The sequence below is a fragment of the Yoonia sp. GPGPB17 genome (assembly GCF_037892195.1).
Taxonomy (GTDB): domain Bacteria; phylum Pseudomonadota; class Alphaproteobacteria; order Rhodobacterales; family Rhodobacteraceae; genus Yoonia.
Window position 1 is genome coordinate 3216267 of record NZ_JATACI010000002.1, and the last position, 17096, is coordinate 3233362.

At 59.1% G+C, this 17096-nt stretch carries 14 protein-coding genes, 2 pseudogenes and 1 riboswitch; of the genes and pseudogenes, 10 read left to right on the forward strand and 6 right to left on the reverse strand.

The genetic code is table 11. The features are described from left to right. Nucleotides 1-31: 31 nt before the first annotated feature. The gene (locus tag QTO30_RS16920; RefSeq protein WP_340425232.1) at nt 32-706 is read right to left on the reverse strand and encodes an energy-coupling factor ABC transporter permease; all 675 of its coding nucleotides are present in this window, start codon (nt 704-706) and stop codon (nt 32-34) included. 35 nt (nt 707-741) lie between these two features. Next, nucleotides 742-961, reverse strand: a riboswitch (cobalamin riboswitch). Between the two features lie 222 nt (nt 962-1183). Here QTO30_RS16920 and smc point away from each other — a divergent pair. Next, entirely contained in the window at nt 1184-4639 is a 3456-nt protein-coding gene (gene smc / locus QTO30_RS16925; RefSeq protein WP_340425233.1) for a chromosome segregation protein SMC, read from the forward strand. Nucleotides 4640-4667: 28 nt separating this feature from the next. Here the strand turns inward: smc and QTO30_RS16930 are convergent. The 4 genes and pseudogenes from QTO30_RS16930 to QTO30_RS16945 form a co-directional block, all read right to left on the reverse strand. Then, nucleotides 4668-5835, reverse strand: a pseudogene (locus QTO30_RS16930) (lytic murein transglycosylase). 90 nt (nt 5836-5925) lie between these two features. Then, on the reverse strand, nt 5926-6834 hold the full coding sequence (gene cbiB, locus QTO30_RS16935; RefSeq protein ID WP_340425234.1) for an adenosylcobinamide-phosphate synthase CbiB: 909 nt from the start codon (nt 6832-6834) through the stop codon (nt 5926-5928). Further along, the gene (locus QTO30_RS16940) at nt 6831-7766 is read right to left on the reverse strand and encodes a threonine-phosphate decarboxylase (protein WP_340425235.1); all 936 of its coding nucleotides are present in this window, start codon (nt 7764-7766) and stop codon (nt 6831-6833) included. Before QTO30_RS16940 ends, cbiB begins: the two co-directional genes overlap by 4 nt. Beyond that, nucleotides 7763-8137 (reverse strand): DUF1636 domain-containing protein, encoded by a 375-nt coding sequence (locus QTO30_RS16945; RefSeq protein WP_340425236.1) that lies wholly within the window; start codon nt 8135-8137, stop codon nt 7763-7765. The genes QTO30_RS16940 and QTO30_RS16945 overlap by 4 nt, the downstream gene beginning before the upstream one ends. A 199-nt stretch (nt 8138-8336) precedes the next feature. On the opposite strand from QTO30_RS16945, the gene QTO30_RS16950 reads away from it, so the two are divergent. Further along, nucleotides 8337-8735, forward strand: a complete 399-nt coding sequence (locus QTO30_RS16950) for a response regulator (RefSeq protein WP_340425238.1) — start codon at nt 8337-8339, stop codon at nt 8733-8735. Here the strand turns inward: QTO30_RS16950 and QTO30_RS16955 are convergent. Continuing rightward, entirely contained in the window at nt 8689-9666 is a 978-nt protein-coding gene (locus QTO30_RS16955) for a glutathione S-transferase family protein (protein WP_340425239.1), read from the reverse strand. The genes QTO30_RS16950 and QTO30_RS16955 overlap by 47 nt on opposite strands. A 314-nt stretch (nt 9667-9980) precedes the next feature. Here QTO30_RS16955 and QTO30_RS16960 point away from each other — a divergent pair, with 314 nt between their 5' ends. The 8 genes and pseudogenes from QTO30_RS16960 to QTO30_RS16995 all read left to right on the forward strand — a co-directional run bounded on the left by QTO30_RS16960 (nt 9981) and on the right by QTO30_RS16995 (nt 17093). Then, nucleotides 9981-10196 (forward strand): DUF6732 family protein, encoded by a 216-nt coding sequence (locus QTO30_RS16960; RefSeq protein WP_340425240.1) that lies wholly within the window; start codon nt 9981-9983, stop codon nt 10194-10196. Further along, nucleotides 10193-11404 carry a sirohydrochlorin chelatase gene (locus QTO30_RS16965; protein WP_340425241.1) on the forward strand — a complete coding sequence of 404 codons (1212 nt, stop codon included), beginning with the start codon at nt 10193-10195 and terminating at the stop codon, nt 11402-11404. Before QTO30_RS16960 ends, QTO30_RS16965 begins: the two co-directional genes overlap by 4 nt. Nucleotides 11405-11469: 65 nt before the next feature. After that, nucleotides 11470-12105 carry a precorrin-8X methylmutase gene (locus tag QTO30_RS16970; protein ID WP_340425960.1) on the forward strand — a complete coding sequence of 212 codons (636 nt, stop codon included), beginning with the start codon at nt 11470-11472 and terminating at the stop codon, nt 12103-12105. Further along, complete coding sequence (cbiE, locus tag QTO30_RS16975; protein WP_340425243.1) at nt 12098-13300, forward strand: precorrin-6y C5,15-methyltransferase (decarboxylating) subunit CbiE; 1203 nt, start codon at nt 12098-12100, stop codon at nt 13298-13300. The genes QTO30_RS16970 and cbiE overlap by 8 nt, the downstream gene beginning before the upstream one ends. Then, complete coding sequence (cobI, locus tag QTO30_RS16980) at nt 13297-13998, forward strand: precorrin-2 C(20)-methyltransferase (protein ID WP_340425244.1); 702 nt, start codon at nt 13297-13299, stop codon at nt 13996-13998. Before cbiE ends, cobI begins: the two co-directional genes overlap by 4 nt. Next, complete coding sequence (cobJ, locus tag QTO30_RS16985; RefSeq protein ID WP_340425245.1) at nt 13989-15797, forward strand: precorrin-3B C(17)-methyltransferase; 1809 nt, start codon at nt 13989-13991, stop codon at nt 15795-15797. Before cobI ends, cobJ begins: the two co-directional genes overlap by 10 nt. Nucleotides 15798-15888: 91 nt before the next feature. After that, nucleotides 15889-16656, forward strand: a pseudogene (cobM, locus tag QTO30_RS16990) (precorrin-4 C(11)-methyltransferase). Between the two features lie 89 nt (nt 16657-16745). Further along, nucleotides 16746-17093 (forward strand): hypothetical protein, encoded by a 348-nt coding sequence (locus QTO30_RS16995; protein ID WP_340425246.1) that lies wholly within the window; start codon nt 16746-16748, stop codon nt 17091-17093. The last annotated feature ends 3 nt before the right edge of the window (nt 17094-17096 follow it).

Below are 17096 nucleotides of genomic sequence, written 5' to 3' on the forward strand. Positions count from 1 at the left end.
TCGTTCGACAGGCAGAGGACCCTCTTCTTCGTCAGATTGAATACAGGCGCGGCGTTACCAATGCGCTGCCTTCCAGTTTGCGCATGCCTTTGGCGGCAGCAAGCACGGCCAGATCGGCGAGTGGTTCGATCAATAGGATCAGCATGTAGGCTGCCCCAAACGACAGAACCGCAGACACGTTTTCCGCCCCAAACCCGCTGCCGTAGAAAGCCCAGAATGCAACCCATACCACGATGCCGCCCTGATAGGTGGCGGACATGGCCAAGCACTGCTTGAAGGACAGATCGACATAGGCTGTGCCTTTGGTAATGACGTGTTTGGATAGCAGATGCAGTCCGAAAAGTGGCACCAGCAGGGTGGTCACGTTCATCGCGTATTGTGGCAAGTCGGTTGGGGCAAAGAACGCGCCTTGGATCAGAAGCCCCAAAGCAAGGCCAATGGCCGCTGGTGCTGTGCCCAGAATCAACAAGAGTGTTGTGCCAAGGATAAAGTGTACCTCTGACACGCCGACGGCCACATGCGGCAGCAATTCAAAGAAGACAAAGACGGCAACGGTTGCAATTGCGGCCCGAATGGACAGCGACAGGATGCCACGGTCACGCAGCGACTCCCAGATCAGTTTGGCGGAATAGGCGGCCGCGCCTGCGGCTGTGGCGTAAGACAGGGCGAGTTTCGCCCCGGTGACGATACCGGGTTCGATATGCATGATATTTCCTTCCTTGGCCGTCATCCCCGACGGCTGGTTTCACGATACGCATGGCTGGTCTCCTGGCTTGCGGGTCACGGCGCTTTGCGGCCTTCCCAGGGCGGACCCCAGTGGCGTTGTCGCAAAGCGCTCTCCGCATACAGTCGCGGGGGCGGCTGTGGCATCAGACCTCCGGTTCGGATCGGCCTTTCCACATTCCCATTTGATCCCCTGACGCTGGGCGTCGTACGGGGAACCATGCCGGTAAACCGTGCGTCTATCCGGCAGGTCAGGTCAAGTTGAAAACCGACGTTTGTAGATGGTTTGACGTCGCGTCTGGGGCAATCAACCTTTTCGTCCCCATGGAAATGGGCCGAAAATCGCAATATCTTGTGGATAACCTGGCGGAACATGGCACATGCAGGGTTCAAAGCGTTGACTCGCGGTGCAACAGAGGGCGATGCTTTGCCACCTTGAGGAATCATACGGGCAAAAACGTTGCGCTTTAGCAAACTGCGACTGAATGGCTTTAAAAGCTTTGTCGACCCCACCGACCTGATCATCGCGGATGGTCTGACAGGTGTTGTGGGGCCGAATGGCTGTGGCAAGTCAAACCTGCTTGAGGCGCTGCGCTGGGTCATGGGTGAAAACCGCCCCAAGGCAATGCGTGGCGGTGGGATGGAGGATGTGATTTTTGCCGGGGCGGCGACGCGGCCCGCGCGTAACTTTGCAGAAGTGTCCCTCGTCATCGACAATGGTGAGCGTCTCGCGCCTGCGGCCTTCAACGATGACGATAATCTTGAGATCATTCGCCGGATCACGCGTGATGCGGGTTCTGCCTACAAGGTTGGCGCAAAGGATGTGCGCGCTCGGGATGTGCAGATGTTGTTCGCGGACGCCTCGACCGGCGCGCATTCACCAGCGTTGGTGCGGCAGGGCCAGATTTCTGAACTGATCAATGCAAAACCCAAGGCACGTCGACGCATTCTCGAAGAAGCGGCGGGTATCTCGGGTCTTTATCAGCGCCGCCACGAGGCAGAGTTGAAGCTGAAGGGTGCTGAGACGAACCTGACCCGCGTCGATGACGTGATTGAGCAATTGGCTGCACAGTTGGGCCAGTTGGCACGGCAGGCCAAGCAGGCCGCGCGCTATCGCGAGATTGGAGACAAGCTGCGCCGCGCCGAGGGCATGTTGCTGTTCCGTCGCTGGAAAGAGGCGGATGAGGCATTGCTGGCTGCGGCGGATCAGTTGCGTGAGCGAACGACGACAGCGGCGCAGGCTGAGAAGGCGGCGCGTGAAGCCGCCAAAGGCCGTGCAGTCGCAGAGGAAGCTCTACCACCTTTACGTGAGGACGAGGCGATTGCCGCCGCCGTTTTACAGCGCTTGCAGGTCCAGCGTGACACGCTGAAAGATCAGGAACAGCGCGCGCTTGATATGATCGAGACGCTGCGCGGGCGTATCGAACAACTCACCCATGACATGGAACGTGAAAGCGGGCTGAACAAGGACGCGGGCGAGACGATTGAGCGGCTTGAATGGGAAGCGCGCGAGATTGGCAAAGCGGGTGAAGGGCACGAGACCCGCCTGGAAGAGGCGCAGGTTGCTGCGCGCGAGGCAGCGGGTGTGTTGCAACAACGCGAGGCTGATCTGGCGCAACTGACCGAGGATGTGGCGCGGTTGGCGGCCCGGCACCAGTCGGCCCAACGTTTGTTGGATGACAACCGCACGACTTTGGCCAAGAGCGAAGATGAGGCAGAGCGTGCAAAGGCAGCAATGGCCGAAGCTGAAGCGGCGCTGACAAAGGCCGAGGCTGATTTTACCGCTGCTGGGGCGGCCGAGAAAGCGGCGGTCGCCGCTGCCGAGGCCGCGGACAAAGCCTTGGTCGCGGCGGAAAGCGCGCGGGCCGATACGCAGGCACGCGAAAGCGATGCGCGGGCACTGCGCTCTGAGGCCGAAGGCGAAGCGAATGCTTTGCGCGCTGAGGTGGCAGCCTTGGCCAAACTGGTTGAACGCGACACAGCAGAAGGCGGTCAAGTGCTTGATCTGCTGCGTGTCCAAGGTGGATACGAGAAAGCGCTGGGCGCGGCGTTGGCTGACGATCTGCGTGCCCCCGCGATTGTTGATGATGCCAAATCGGGCTGGGCTTTGCTGCCCAGCTATGGGTCTGCGCAAACATTGCCAGAGGGCGTCATAGCACTGACCAACTATGTGACTGTGCCCGAGGTGTTGGCGCGCCGCATGAGCCAAGTTGGATTGGTTGAGGCCGCCGATGGTCCGCGGTTGCAGGCTGACCTGAAGCCCGGACAACGGCTGGTGTCGGTCGAAGGTGACTTATGGCGCTGGGACGGGTTCCGCGCTGGGGCAGAGGATGCACCCTCGGCGGCTGCATTGCGTTTGCAACAGTTGAATCGCCTGACAGAATTGAAGCGCGATCTGGAAGAAGCGTCGGCTACTGCTATCGGCGCGGCGCAGGCGCATGAGACCCTTACGGGGATGTTGAAAGAGCAGACGGAGGCCGACCACGCGGCCCGCCAAGCACGTCGTGATGCGGATCGTGCCGTCGCAGATGCCAATCGTGCGGCAAGCCGGGCCGAGGCGGATCGGAACCTGTCGCAAGGCAAGCTGGAAAGCCTTGGGCTGGCCATGAAGCGGCATGAAGAAGAAGCGCTGACCGCCCGCCGCGCTTTGGCCGCCGCAGAGAAGGCCGCGGAAGAACTGGGTGATCTGGATACAGCGCGCGCGTCGGTGGAAGACGTGAAAATGACTGTTGAGGCGGCGCGGATCACGATGATGTCCCGCCGTTCGGCCCATGACGAAGTGCGCCGTGAAGGCGAAGCGCGACTGAAGCGCAGTCAGGAAATCACCAAGGAAGTCAGTGGCTGGAAGCACCGGTTGGAGACCGCCAACAAGCGGACGGCCGAACTGGCTGAGCGGAAGACCGAATCTGAGACGGCCTTGGCCGAGGCGACCGCCGCACCCGAAGAAATCGCGGCCAAGCGTGCTGAACTTGCTGATGCAATTGATGAGGCTGAAGCGCGGCGTAAGGCATCTGCGGATAAGCTGGCTGAGGCAGATAACGTGTTGCGCGAGGCGGGCCATCAGGAGCGCGAAGCAGAGCGCCAGGCATCGGAAGCACGCGAAGCGCGGGCGCGGTCCGAGGCGCGCTCGGACGCTGCAAAAGAGACCGTTGCTTATGCGGCCGAACGGATCATGGAAGCGCAGGAAGTGACACCTGAGAAGCTGCTAGAGACGCTCGAGACGGACGTCGATCAGATGCCTGCATCCGAAGTGATCGAAGGTCAGGTCAACGCCTTCAAACGTCAGCGCGACAGTCTGGGCGCGGTGAACCTGCGGGCCGAGGAAGATGCCAAAGACGTGCAGATCGAGCACGATGCGCTTGTGACCGAGAAGGCTGACCTAGAAGCGGCGATTGCAGCGCTGCGTTCAGGTATCGCGAGCCTGAACAAAGAGGGGCGCGAGCGGCTGCTGACGGCCTTTGAGCAAGTGAACGAGAACTTTGGCCTTCTGTTTACACACCTCTTTGGGGGCGGCGAGGCGAAACTTGTTCTGGTCGAATCCGATGATCCGCTGGAAGCTGGTCTTGAGATCATGTGTCAGCCGCCCGGCAAGAAACTTAGCACATTGTCTCTGCTGTCAGGTGGTGAACAGACGTTGACGGCACTAGCCCTGATTTTTGCAGTCTTCCTTGCGAATCCTGCCCCAATCTGTGTGCTTGATGAGGTTGACGCGCCACTCGACGACGCCAACGTCACGCGTTTCTGTGATCTGTTGGACGAAATGACCCGCCGCACCGAAACCCGGTTCCTGATCATTACGCACCATGCGGTGACAATGAGCCGGATGGATCGTCTGTTTGGTGTAACCATGGGTGAGCAAGGTGTGTCACAACTGGTCTCAGTCGATCTGAAGCGGGCCGCCGCCATGGTGGCCTAGGGTGTCAATCTGCCGTACCCAAGTATGGTCAAAGCCGATTGAGCAGGTCTATCGTTGGCCACGCATCTGCTGGCAGTCCTAAGCGTACCTGTTCTGCCTGAACCGCCGCGCGTGTCATTGCGCCCAGTATCCCATCAATACCGCCCACATCATGCCCGCGTTGCGTCAGTTTCTGTTGCAATTGCTGCATCTGAGCACCGCTGAGTGCAGCGGTTGGATTGCCCGCATCATAGACGGTTGCACCGCTCAGGCGCGTTGCGAAATAGGCAGCCGTCGTGACATAGACGAAGCTCTTGTTCCAATCGAAGTAAACTTCAAAGTTCGGATAAGCGAGGAAGGCCGGTCCATCGCGGCCCATGGGCAGCAGAATGGAGGCTTGCAAGTTCGACGGTCCCAAGCTGCCTTCGCGCGCCCGCACACCGCGGGCCGCCCAGTCCCGCACGCTGGACTTATGGTTCAGACCGGTTCGCGACCAATCAAGATCGGCGGGCACGACGATTTCCTGCAACCAAGGCTCATTGGCCCGCCATCCCAATGACGACAACACATTTGCCCCGGTCATCAGCGCATCCGGTGATGACCCCTTTAGGTCAACAACCCCATCACCATCACCGTCCATGCCTTGGCGCACAATCTCGCGCGGCAGTTTTTGCAGCTGCCCGATTTCGCTTAGCCCATGCGCCCGTTGTCGTGGCAGGGTTCATGCCGCCGCGTCGGTAAAGCTCAATCGCGGCGATCAGTTGTGGGCGGAACAGCTCGGGCCTCCGACAGTCATGGGCAAGAGTCAGCAGGGCGTTGCGGGTGTTGAAGCTACCTTGCACTTGGCCGTAGTCGGTCTCGAATGCCCAAAAAGCCAAGAGTACACCGCGCGGGATGCCAAAGCGGGCTTCGATAGTATCGAAGGTGCTGTCAAACCGCTGGCCATAAATGCGCCCGTTGTCGATACGGTTCTGGCTGATCAATGCGCGCGAAAAACTGATGAAATCGCGTTGAAACACACCCTGCGCTCGGTCTGCATTGATGACCGATTGCTCGATCCGTGCGCCTTGAAAGAAGGCGTCGACCGTTTGTGCGGGAATACCTTCAGCCCGCGCTTCCGCTTTCACACCATCTATGAAGGCGTTGACAGGTCCGCCGCAGGTTTGGGCGGTGGCCATGCTGGCAGAAAGGATCAAGGCGAGTGCTGCGGTGCGCATATCGGTCTCCGGTATCTGGTATTGGCCGGACCGTAGCAGGGACAGAGGGCAGCGCAAGTATGGTTCGCGCAAGGCGGGGGAAGCCACCGATCAGGTCAAGCGGCTTATGATTGCCACGGTAAGGGCCAGCCCAAAAGCGAGCGCCCAGGTTTTCCACAAGACCGCAACCGTCTGATCAATATGATCCGGAGTGAGAGAACGTTCTCCCGCGCTGTTCACGAAGGGATAGTCCCGCATCTCGCCGTCGTAGCTGCGTGGTCCGCTGAGTGCGATATCAAGGCCGTGCGCCATCGCAGCTTCTGGCCAACCGGCGTTGGGTGAGCGGTGGAGCGGGGCGTCGTCAAAGATTGCCTTTGGTTGCGAGCGGGATGTAACGGCCCAAATCATCAGTGCGCTCAGCCTTGCCGGGATAAGATTGAGCAGGTCATCTAGTTTTGCAGAGGCCCACCCGAACTCTGCGTGCTTTGGCGTACGGTAGCCAATCATGCTGTCGGCGGTGTTCGTGATCTTGTAGATCAGCAGCCCCGGCAAGCCAGCGAGCGCAAACCAGAAGATCGGGGCGATCACGCCATCAGAGAGGTTTTCAGCAGCACTTTCAGTCGCAGAGCGTGCGACCGCCGCTTGGTCCATATCCTTCGTATCACGCCCTACAATCATGGCGACGCAGCGTCGCCCATCGCCCAGAGACAGGCGCAGGGCATCAGCAACGGCCTGCACGTGTTCGACAAGTGATTTTTGCGCCAGCAAGATTGCAACGACGATCACGTCAAGAACATAACCCGGCGCAAGTTCAATGATCCATCCAAAGATGCCAGCCATGATGCATAGTCCGGCGATGGTAATGGCACCCATCAGTCTCTTGCTTGCGCCTTTGTTGAAGCTTTGATCGCACCATCCAATCAGGCGACCCATGAGGACTGCCGGGTGCACGAAACGTGACCAAAGCCATCTTGGCTCGCCCAGTAGCGCATCCAACAGCATGCCAAAGACGAGTGTCACAACGCGGCTTCCAGTTGTGCCCAGCGGTTTGGTGCGGGCAGCCCAAGCCGCAGCCAATCATGCGCATAAGGAAAGGTGCGGGACCAGACATGATGCTGGGCCAGTTGGTCTTGGGTCAACTGCGCGTCTTTCACCTTGTAGAGGCGAAACAAGCTGGTGCCTCCGATCAACTTAGCCCCTCTTTGGGTCATCAGCTGATCAAGCCGCCCCGCATCCGCGACCAACCGGGTACGCGTGTCATCCGCCCATGCGGGATCAGACAATGCCTCGGCCCCGATAGATAGGGCCGGACCAGAGATCTGCCATGGGCCCAGCAAATCGGTCAGTTTGGCGATGATGGCTGGATCGCCAACGGCAAAGCCGAGACGCAGACCAGCCAACCCCCAGAATTTCCCGAAACTTTTCAATATGATGGTGCCGGGCCGTGATGCCAGGTGCACCAGCGATTGCGCGGGCATGACATCACAAAAGCTTTCGTCGATTACGGTGTAGGCAGTGTTGAAGTCACTGACTTTCCAGATGTGGCCATCGGGGTTGTTGGGATGCACCGCGACCAACGCGTGGCTTGGGTCATGACCCAAGCGCCATCCTGACGCAGCAAAGGCCGCCCCGTGTTCGTTGTAGGTCGGACCCGGAATACAGACCTCACCTTGCGGGATCACACGGGGCAGGGCAGCGATGATCGCCGAAGCGCCGGTTGCGCCAATGATGTGCGCCTCGTCCGGGACATTCCAGAAACCGCGTGCCAGAGCATAAAGTCGCGCGAAAGCCGCCTCATCTGGCAGCGCCGTCCACGCGTCCGAGGGCAGTTGCGGCATAGGGTATGGCACGGGGTTGATACCCGTCGAAAGATCCAACCAATCCGTGCGTGTTCCGCCATATGCGGCAATCGCGGCATCAAGGCCCCCGCCGTGATCGCGCTTTTTGCTCATTCGTCTTTTGGCAGTGGCGGATGACGGGTCACAAAGTGCCCTTTCACGGCCTGCGGCCATTCACGGTACGGCACTTGCCCGGTGTCAGATCCGGCATGGGCCATCGCATAGGCGACGATACCACTTGCCGCCTCGGTCGTGGGTTCAAATTCGCCCAAGGTGTAGTTCAGCTTGCCTGCGCCCTGAATCGCGACATTGCAGGCCTTCTTGCAGCCCATCAGGCAAGACACCCGCCGGGTTTTGACCTCGTTCAGCCCCGTTGCGGCAGCCTCGATCAAGCTGGCAAGCGCCTCGCCATCGGTTTGAGACATATCGCCAGAATCCCACCCTTCCTGTTTGCAGGTGTCGCAAATCGTGATCCAGGTTGTCATGGGAATATGCCTCGCTTCTACACGCGCTTTTCAAGCGGATTTTTGCCTCAAGTACAAGTCCATCGGCGATATCCTGTTCTTTAGAGCAAGCGCGGGCGCGCGTTAACTATTCGTTAACGATTTGGGCGCTCCGTTGTTCATACTTGGTCAAGATTCTGTTTCGCAACGCCGTTGGCAGCGCGAGATTTCGGGGGAAAAAATGCGCGCACTGATAGTCCATAGGGATTCTGAATTGGGTAACCGTTGGCGACGTCACTTGAGCCGTCTTGAGGTTGATGTGACGTTAGTCAACAACGCAGCATCTGCGTTGGATGTTATTGAAGACATTTCGTTTGATGTGATCGTATTGGACCTTGTCATGGCCGAAGGCAGCGCCTTTGCTGTTGCAGACCTTGCGCGGTTCCGCCAACCGGATGCCAATGTCGTTTTTGTCACTGACACGAGCTTTTTCTCAGATGGGTCGATTTTCAGCCATGCCGCCAACGCCCGTGCCTTGATCCGAACCGCGACGCCGCCCAAAGACCTGGCCGCGATTGTGCATCACTATGGGATCAGCCGCCCCGGCCGTGCGGGGCATCATAGTCTAGTTCCGGGTTGATCGGGATAATCCGGTGCGGGTTAATGGTTTCGTGGCTGAAGTGATAGTGGCGCACGATATGGGCCATGTTCACCGTCTCCGCGATGCCGGGCATCTGATAGAGTTCGCGCATATAGCCTGAAAGATTCGGATAGTCGGCGATCCGCTTGCGGTTGCATTTGAAATGCAGGTGATAGACCGGGTCAAAGCGCACCAAAGTGGTCCAAAGTCGCCAGTCCGCCTCGGTCAATCGGTCGCCCATCAGGTAACGTTTTGTGCTTAGCCGCTCTTCCAGCCAGTCCAGTGTCTCGAAAAGTGGGTGTACGGCCTTGTCATAAGCTTCTTGTGAAGTCGCGAACCCTGATTTGTAGACACCATTATTGAGGGTGTCGTAGATGCGGTCGTTCACGGGGGCGATCTCCTCGCGCAGTTCTTTTGGCCAATAGTCATCGGTGTTTCCGGTGATCTCGTTGAAGGCCGTGTTGAACATGCGGATAATCTCAGAGCTTTCGTTTGAGACAATCTTGCCTTGTTTCTTATCCCAGAGGATTGGCACAGTGACGCGGCCGTTCATATCCGGCAGCGCCTTGATGTAGACTTCGCGGGCAAAGGACAGTCCGAAAAGCGTGTCGCCCGTCGCCCCATGTTCATCTGTCTCGAAGGTCCAGCCATCGGACAGCATATCAGGGTGCACCGCAGATATGGCGATGTGATCGGTCAGCTCTTTGAGTTGCCGAAAGACCAGCGTGCGATGCGCCCATGGGCAGGCATAAGAGACATAAAGGTGATAGCGCCCGCTTTCGGCCTTGAAACCGCCTGTCCCCGAGGGGCCTGCGGACCCATCCGAGGTGATCCAGTTCCGAAACTGCGCGTCTTTGCGGACGAATGCCCCGCCCGTTTTTTTGGTCTCATACCAAACGTCATGCCATACGCCGTCAACCAACTGGCCCATCTGAATTGTCCTTCAATTACTCAGGTTGAAGACCTAGCGCTTTTGCATGCGTGAACCAACCAGCGTAAAGGCGCAACTGCGGTGCACCAGTGCACATGATCGTTTGACCTTCCGTTGCCGCCCCTTGGTGCATTTACGTCGCTTAAGCGTTTGCTCTGCCTCGTGCGTCCGATTATATGTTGGCGCGACGAAGCCAATGCAATGGCCAGAGAGGTTGGAGACTGCACGGTTGACCCAAAACGGGGACGGTGCATCTCGTCGTCAAAACCCGGCAAACGGGCTCTCTGGTAGTGCGATCATGAAGGAGGACACCCATGCGGGGGTTACTGACAATTCTGCTTATCTGTGCTGGATCATCGGCGATGGCACATCCCGGCCACTGGGCCGAAGCTGCCGGTCATGATCACTGGGCGGCAGGTATTGCAATTGGTCTGGCCGGACTTGCCGCTATTTGGGGTGCCGTGAAGGGCAAGAAAAATAAAGAGCCCGAAGCGGAGGTGGAAGACACCTTGGAAGAGGAAAGCGCATGAAAACTGGTGTCATGATCTGCGGTCACGGGTCGCGCAGCCAATCCGCCGTCGATGAATTTGCAACTCTGGCAGACAAGCTGCCAGCCTATCTGCCAGATGACTGGATGACAGACTATGGTTATCTTGAGTTTGCGAACCCTGTCATTCGTGACGGTTTGGACAAACTGCGCGAGGCAGGGTGCGAGCGGATTTTGGCCGTACCCGGCATGCTTTTTGCGGCGATGCACGCCAAGAATGATATTCCGACGGTTTTGAACACCTATGCGGCAAAACACGATATGACCATCCAGTACGGTCGTGAACTGGGCGTTGATCCCAAGATGATCGCTGCCGCTGCAGGCCGCATTCAAGATGCGGTGGATCAGGCGAATGTGACACATGGCGAGATACCACTGACCGAGACCTGCCTAGTGGTCATTGGCCGAGGCGCCTCTGACCCCGATGCCAACGGCAACGTGGCAAAAATCGCGCGCATGCTTCAGGAAGGTATGGGCTTTGGCTGGTGCGAAGTCGGCTATTCCGGGGTCACATTTCCGCTGGTCGAACCCTGCCTGCAACACGTCGCGCGCCTGCCATACAAACGCGTCATCGTCTTCCCGTACTTCCTGTTCTCGGGCATCCTGATCGACCGGATTTACGGTTTCACCGATCAAGTCGCGGCGGAGCATACTGATATCCAATTCATCAAAGCGGGCTATCTGGGCGACCACCCGAAGGTGCTGGAAACCTTTGCCGAGCGGATTATGGAACAGGTTAGTGATACGCCCCCACCAAATTGCGGTATCTGTGGCTATCGCAGTCAGGTGCTGGCGCTGGAAGAAGGCACGCATCATCATATTAGTGCAGAAGACCGTGCGCATCCCGCCTTTGGTGCGGTCCCGCCCCCAACTTGTGTACTGTGCAAGTACCGCACCGCTGTGCTGGGTTTTGAAGGCGAGGTGGGTGCGGTTCAGGAAAGCCACCACCATCATGTTGAAGGGCAGGGCGCGAATGCGCCGGGGTCCAACGTGGCAGACTGCAAGCTTTGCGATACATTCTGCACCGGTATGTGCCGTTTGGAGGCTACAGACCACCACCACCATCACCACGATCATCACCACCATGGCCATGATCACCATCATCATGATCACGACCATCACCATGCCCCGTACCCCCATGCCAAACACCCGCATGGACCGGAAAGCGCGCGTAAGGCTAAAGTAAGCTAATCATCTTGACCCTAAAACGTCCGCCGTTGGCTTTGGCGGTTGCCACCTCAGACAAAGGCTTGCCTGTGCGCCCCTACGAAACAGACCCATCAGCGATCTATGCGCAAAGCTTTGCGACCGTGCGTGCCGAGGCACGGCTTGAACGGTTCGCACCCGCGATGCAGCCTGTGATTACCCGGCTTATCCATGCCTGCGGCATGGTCGAGGTTGCAGATCGGCTAGCGTTCTCGGAAGAGGCCGCAGAAGCGGGGCATGTGGCGCTCATGTCCGGTGCACCAATTCTTTGCGATTGTGAAATGGTCGGCGCCGGGATCATCCGCCGCTACCTTCCGGCAGGGAACGAAGTGATTGTCACGCTGAACGAATCTTCGGTTCCGACGCGCGCGCAAGAGATCGGCAACACACGCTCAGCCGCAGCGGTAGAGCTTTGGCAGCATCACATCGCAGGCGCGGTGGTGGCCATCGGCAACGCACCGACCGCGTTGTTTCATTTGCTTGAGCTGTTGGACGCAGGTTGGCCAAAACCGGCTGTGATTCTGGGCTTTCCGGTCGGCTTCGTCGGCGCTGCGGAAAGCAAAGCCGAACTGGCCGCCAATCCGCGTGGCTGTGACTATGTTGCACTGCGCGGACGGCGTGGCGGATCGGCTATGGCATCGGCCGCTGTGAATGCTTTGGCGGCGGGGTTGCCGGAAGATGGCTGATCCGTGGCTCCATATCGTCGGGATCGGTGAAGACGGCATGGATGGGTTGGTGCCCGCAACACGTGCCGTTGTTGAAGCCGCCGAGATTATTATCGGCGGCGACAGACATCACACGCTGACTGAAAACCTGACGGCCAAGCGTATGGCATGGCCAAGCCCCTTTGATGCGCTGATTTCGACAATCGAGGGCCTGCGGGGCAAACGCGTGGTCATATTGGCAACCGGCGACCCGCTGTGGTTTTCCGTAGGTGCCCGGATCGGCCGCGCAATCGACCCCGGCGAGATCATCTATCATCCCCAGCTTTCGGCTTTTCAACTGGCAGCCGCCCGTATGGGCTGGTCGCTACCCGATGTTGAGACGCTGACCGTGCATGGCCGCCCGGTGCAGCAAATGATCGCTTTCATCCAACCGGATGCGCAGTTGTTGGTCCTGACCACGGGTGCCGAAACCCCTGCCCAGATCGCAGCGTTTTTGACGGAACGTGGCTTTGGACAATCCAAAATGACCGTGCTGGCCGCGATGGGCGGCAAGGATGAGGCGCGTTTTGATGGGCTGGCAGAAAGCTGGGATCACACGGTGCCTGCATTCAATACGCTCGCCGTGCATTGTGTCGCGGCCCCCGATGCAGCGCTCCTGCCGCGCGTGCCGGGGTTGGCGGACGATCTGTTCCAATCTGATGGCACAATGACCAAGCAAGAGGTCCGCGCAGCGACGGTCGCCAAACTGATGCCGATGCGCGGTGCGCTGCTATGGGACATCGGCTGTGGTTGCGGTTCGGTTGCGATCGAATGGATGCGCGCGGCCCGCTATGCCCGAGCCGTAGGGATCGAGCCGCGCGCAGACAGGCGCGCGATGGCAGCCGCCAATGCATTGGCATTGGGCGTGCCAAAGCTGGCCTTGGTCGAAGGTGTGGTGCCAGACGCGCTGGATGGGTTAGAGGCGCCGGATGCGATTTTCATCGGCGGCGGGTTGAGCCGCGAGACATTTGATGCGGCATGGGATGCGTTGCGCCCGTTGGGCCGTTTGGTGGCAAATGCCGTCACACTGGAAAGCGAGGCGGAACTGATCGCCCTGCACAAGGCGCATGGCGGCGATCTGGTGAAACTGTCAGTCCATCGCGCGGAACCCGTTGGCCGTCTGACAGGCTGGCGTCCGCTGATGCCGGTCACACAGTGGAGCCTTGTAAAGCGATGACAGGGATACTCTACGGTGTTGGTTTAGGGCCCGGCGCACCCGATCTGATCACGCTGCGCGCGGCACGGCTGGTTGAGGGCGCCTCGGTTGTGGCCTATCCGACGCTGGCGGGTGCAGCCAGCTTTGCGCGTTCTATTGCGGCTGAGCTGATTGCGCCGGGGGTGCAAGAGATCGTGATGGATGTGCCTATGTCGGTCGAACGCGCGCCCGCGCAAGACGCCTATGATAAGGGTGCGGCAGAGATCGCGGCGGCGTTGGACGCGGGACATGATGTCATCTGTTTGTGCGAGGGTGATCCGTTCTTTTACGGCTCTTTCATGTATCTTTTTGCGCGGCTTTCGGCGGACTATCAGGTCGAAGTTGTGCCCGGCGTGACATCTGTGACCGCCTGCGCTGCGGGTGCAGGCATGCCGCTGGCGGCGCGTAATGAGCGCTTAACGGTGCTGCCGGGGCCGTTGCCCGAAGATGAACTGCGTGCGCGGATCGCCGGTGCAGAGAGCGTTGCGATCATGAAAGTTGGGCGGCATCTGACCAAGATCCGTGGCGTTATCGATGACCTTGGGTTAACCGCAGACGCTGTCTATGTCGAACGCGCAACCCTGCCTGAAGAAATCGTGCAGCCTTTGGCAGACGCGCCCGAGAAAGCGCCGTATTTCTCGATGATCTTGTTGACGAAAGGGGCCGATCCTTGGCTTTGAAACCTATTGTTCTGGCGCTGTCGCGCTCTGGTGAGGCGACCGCGCATCGTGTCGCGGCCACCCTTGGCGCGCAGGTACATGGCCGTGAGGGCCGGGTTGATCGGGCTGATGCGTTCTTTGCCAATGCGCTGGACCACGCGCGGGATTTGTTCGCCGCAGGCGTGCCGATTGTGGGCGTTTGTGCCTCAGGTATCCTGATCCGAGCTGTGGCCCCGTTGCTGGCTGATAAGACAACCGAGCCGCCGGTCATTTCTATATCTGATGATGGTGCCGTCGTTGTGCCGTTATTGGGCGGACACCGAGGAGCCAACAAACTGTCGGCGCAGATATCCGAGGCATTGGGTGCTGTATCGGCGATTACAACAGCGGGTGATGTGGCGTTGGGTATGGCGTTGGATGAGCCGCCTGGCGGATGGCAACTGGTCAATCGTATTGATGCAAAGGCTGCAATGGCGGGGTTACTTGCTGGTGGTGGGGCAAAGGTGGTTGGCGATGCGCCCTGGTTGGCCGCGTTGCCGAAGGGCGACGCCGTTCGCTTGTCCTGCACGATGGCGCGGCAGGATGATCTGGGTGCGGCCCATTTGCAGTTTGCGCCGCAGCGGCTGACCGTAGGTGTTGGGTGCGCGCGGAACTGCCCGACTGATGAACTGGCAGCTTTGGTCACGGATGTTTTGAATGAGGCGGGGGTTGCGCCGGAAGCCGTGCATTCGGTGAATACGATTTCGCTGAAGGCGGATGAGCCCGGGATCATTGCTTTGGCGGCAGACTTAGGCGTGCCGCTACGTTTGTTTGAAGCAGAAGAGTTGGAGGCACAGACGCCGCGGTTGCAGAATCCGTCGGATGTGGTCTTTGCCGAAGTGGGCACCCATGGGGTGTCCGAAGCGGCGGCCTTGGTGCAGGCGGGTGATGCGGGTGAGTTTTTGGTCGCCAAGCGTAAAACCGCAAATGCGACCTGCGCGCTGGTTGTAACGCCTGAACCGATCGTGACCTTACGTGGCCGCGCGCGTGGCAGATTGTCGGTTGTTGGTATTGGGCCGGGGCAGGCGGCTTGGCGTACACCGGAGGTGTCGCGCTTGGTGTCAGATGCAGAAGAGCTGGTCGGTTATGGTCTCTACATAGATTTGCTGGGGCCTTTGGCTTTGGGCAAGACGCGATCTGACTTTCCGCTGGGTGGCGAGGAAGAGCGCTGCCGCTATGCGTTGGAGCAGGCAGGGCAGGGCAAGAACGTGGCGTTGGTCTGCTCGGGTGATGCGGGCATTTATGCGATGGCGGCTTTGGTGTTTGAGTTACTGGACCGCGGCCCGGATCAGATGGGTGTTTCGGATGCGGCGCGCCGGGTTGAGGTTGTGTGTTCGCCGGGGGTGAGTGCATTGCAAGGGGCAGCGGCACGGGCCGGGGCGCCGTTGGGGCATGATTTCTGTGCGATTTCCTTATCAGACTTGCTGACGCCGCGTGAAGATATCGTGAAGCGGTTGAAAGCAGCGGCACAGGGCGACTTTGTGATCGCGTTCTATAATCCGGTATCGATGCGGCGGCGGACTTTGTTGGCAGAGGCGCGCGATATTCTGTTACAGCACCGTCCGGCTGACACGCCCGTTATGCTGGCGTCTTCTCTGGGGCGTCCAGAGGAACATGTGCGCTATCGCAGGTTGGATGAGCTGGAAGTGGATGAGGTTGATATGTTGACCGTTGTGCTGGTCGGATCGTCGCATTCACGTTTGGCCGCTCTTGGGGAAGGGCCGCGCATGTATACGCCGCGCGGCTATGCCCGTAAGATTGATGGGGATTTGGCGGGATGACGCTGTTTGGCTGGCGCCAAATGCGCCCCACCCGCCTTCCCATGGCCTTCGGCGAAGGTTTGAATATACGAAGAAAGATGAGGGTCGAGCGATGACCGTTTACTTTATTGGTGCCGGGCCCGGTGACCCCGAACTACTGACTTTGAAGGCCGCGCGGATCATTGGGGGCTGCCCGGTTTGTCTTTACGCGGGCTCACTTGTGCCCGCCGAGGTTGTGGCTTGCGCGCCAGAGGGTGCTTTGGTCATGGACACCGCACCGATGACGCTGGATGATACGCACGGCGAGATTGTGAAGGCGCATGCGCAAGGACAGGATGTGGCTCGCGTGCATTCGGGCGATCCGTCACTTTATGGTGCGATTGCCGAGCAGATCCGGCGCTTGAAGGCGGATGGAATCGACTATCAGATCGTGCCGGGCGTGCCTGCCTATGCCGCTGCTGCGGCGGCTTTGGGGACTGAATTAACCGTCCCGGAGGTGGCGCAGTCGATCATCCTGACCCGCATGTCGATGAAATCGACAGGGATGCCGGAAGGTGAGACGCTTGAGAATTTTGCGCGGACGGGGGCGACCCTGGCGATCCATCTGGGTATTCGGGCGCTACGCGAGATTGAGCGGCAGCTGGCCCCATTCTATGGCGAAGATTGTCCGGTGGCAGTGATTTACCGCGTTGGTTGGCCGGATCAGATGATCATTCGGGGTACACTGAAGGATGTGCGTGAAAAGGTACGTGCCGCGAAGATCACCCGCACAGCACTGATCCTTGTGGGGTAAGCCCTGGCCGATCTGCACGGGTTTCCCGACTCTGCACTTTATGATGCGGCGAAACCGCATGTGTTGCGGCCACGTGTGAAGGCTTAAAACTAAGGCGTTGCTGCACCGCGGCGGATTTTGTCATTTGATTTTTACTTTTCTGAGGGCATCTTCTGCACAGTCTGGAGGGGCTTGGTATGTATACGTTTTTGCCTGACGCGGTACGTCAGGGTATTGAAGAAGCACGCAAAGCTGCGCTGAAGCGCAAGGATCGCTTGTCGGTCCATGATGGTGATGACACTTATCGCATCCGCAGATTTTGGGATGGCGGTTTCGCACTGGACCTTGAAGGGTCAGAGCGTCTGCGTGGCCACATCGACATCTATGATGGGCCCAAGCACCTTTATACCTGCCTTGTCGTATCCTCGATTGATGAAGATGATGAGCGGGTGTTTGAGTTTAAGTGGGCCACCCCAGTCGCCACCGCACCTGCTGCGGATTTTGTGCGGCCCGACTTTGTGCCAGCCGGGCTGATCAGCCGCTAAGCC

Coding starts and splice junctions, on each gene's coding strand:
- QTO30_RS16920 (WP_340425232.1), bottom strand. CDS start 706: ATGCATATCGAACCCGGTATCGTCACCGGGGCGAAACTCGCCCTGTCT.
- QTO30_RS16940 (WP_340425235.1), bottom strand. CDS start 7,766: ATGAGCAAAAAGCGCGATCACGGCGGGGGCCTTGATGCCGCGATTGCC.
- QTO30_RS16945 (WP_340425236.1), bottom strand. CDS start 8,137: ATGACAACCTGGATCACGATTTGCGACACCTGCAAACAGGAAGGGTGG.
- QTO30_RS16950 (WP_340425238.1), top strand. CDS start 8,337: ATGCGCGCACTGATAGTCCATAGGGATTCTGAATTGGGTAACCGTTGG.
- QTO30_RS16955 (WP_340425239.1), bottom strand. CDS start 9,666: ATGGGCCAGTTGGTTGACGGCGTATGGCATGACGTTTGGTATGAGACC.
- QTO30_RS16960 (WP_340425240.1), top strand. CDS start 9,981: ATGCGGGGGTTACTGACAATTCTGCTTATCTGTGCTGGATCATCGGCG.
- QTO30_RS16965 (WP_340425241.1), top strand. CDS start 10,193: ATGAAAACTGGTGTCATGATCTGCGGTCACGGGTCGCGCAGCCAATCC.
- cbiE (WP_340425243.1), top strand. CDS start 12,098: ATGGCTGATCCGTGGCTCCATATCGTCGGGATCGGTGAAGACGGCATG.
- cobI (WP_340425244.1), top strand. CDS start 13,297: ATGACAGGGATACTCTACGGTGTTGGTTTAGGGCCCGGCGCACCCGAT.
- QTO30_RS16995 (WP_340425246.1), top strand. CDS start 16,746: ATGTATACGTTTTTGCCTGACGCGGTACGTCAGGGTATTGAAGAAGCA.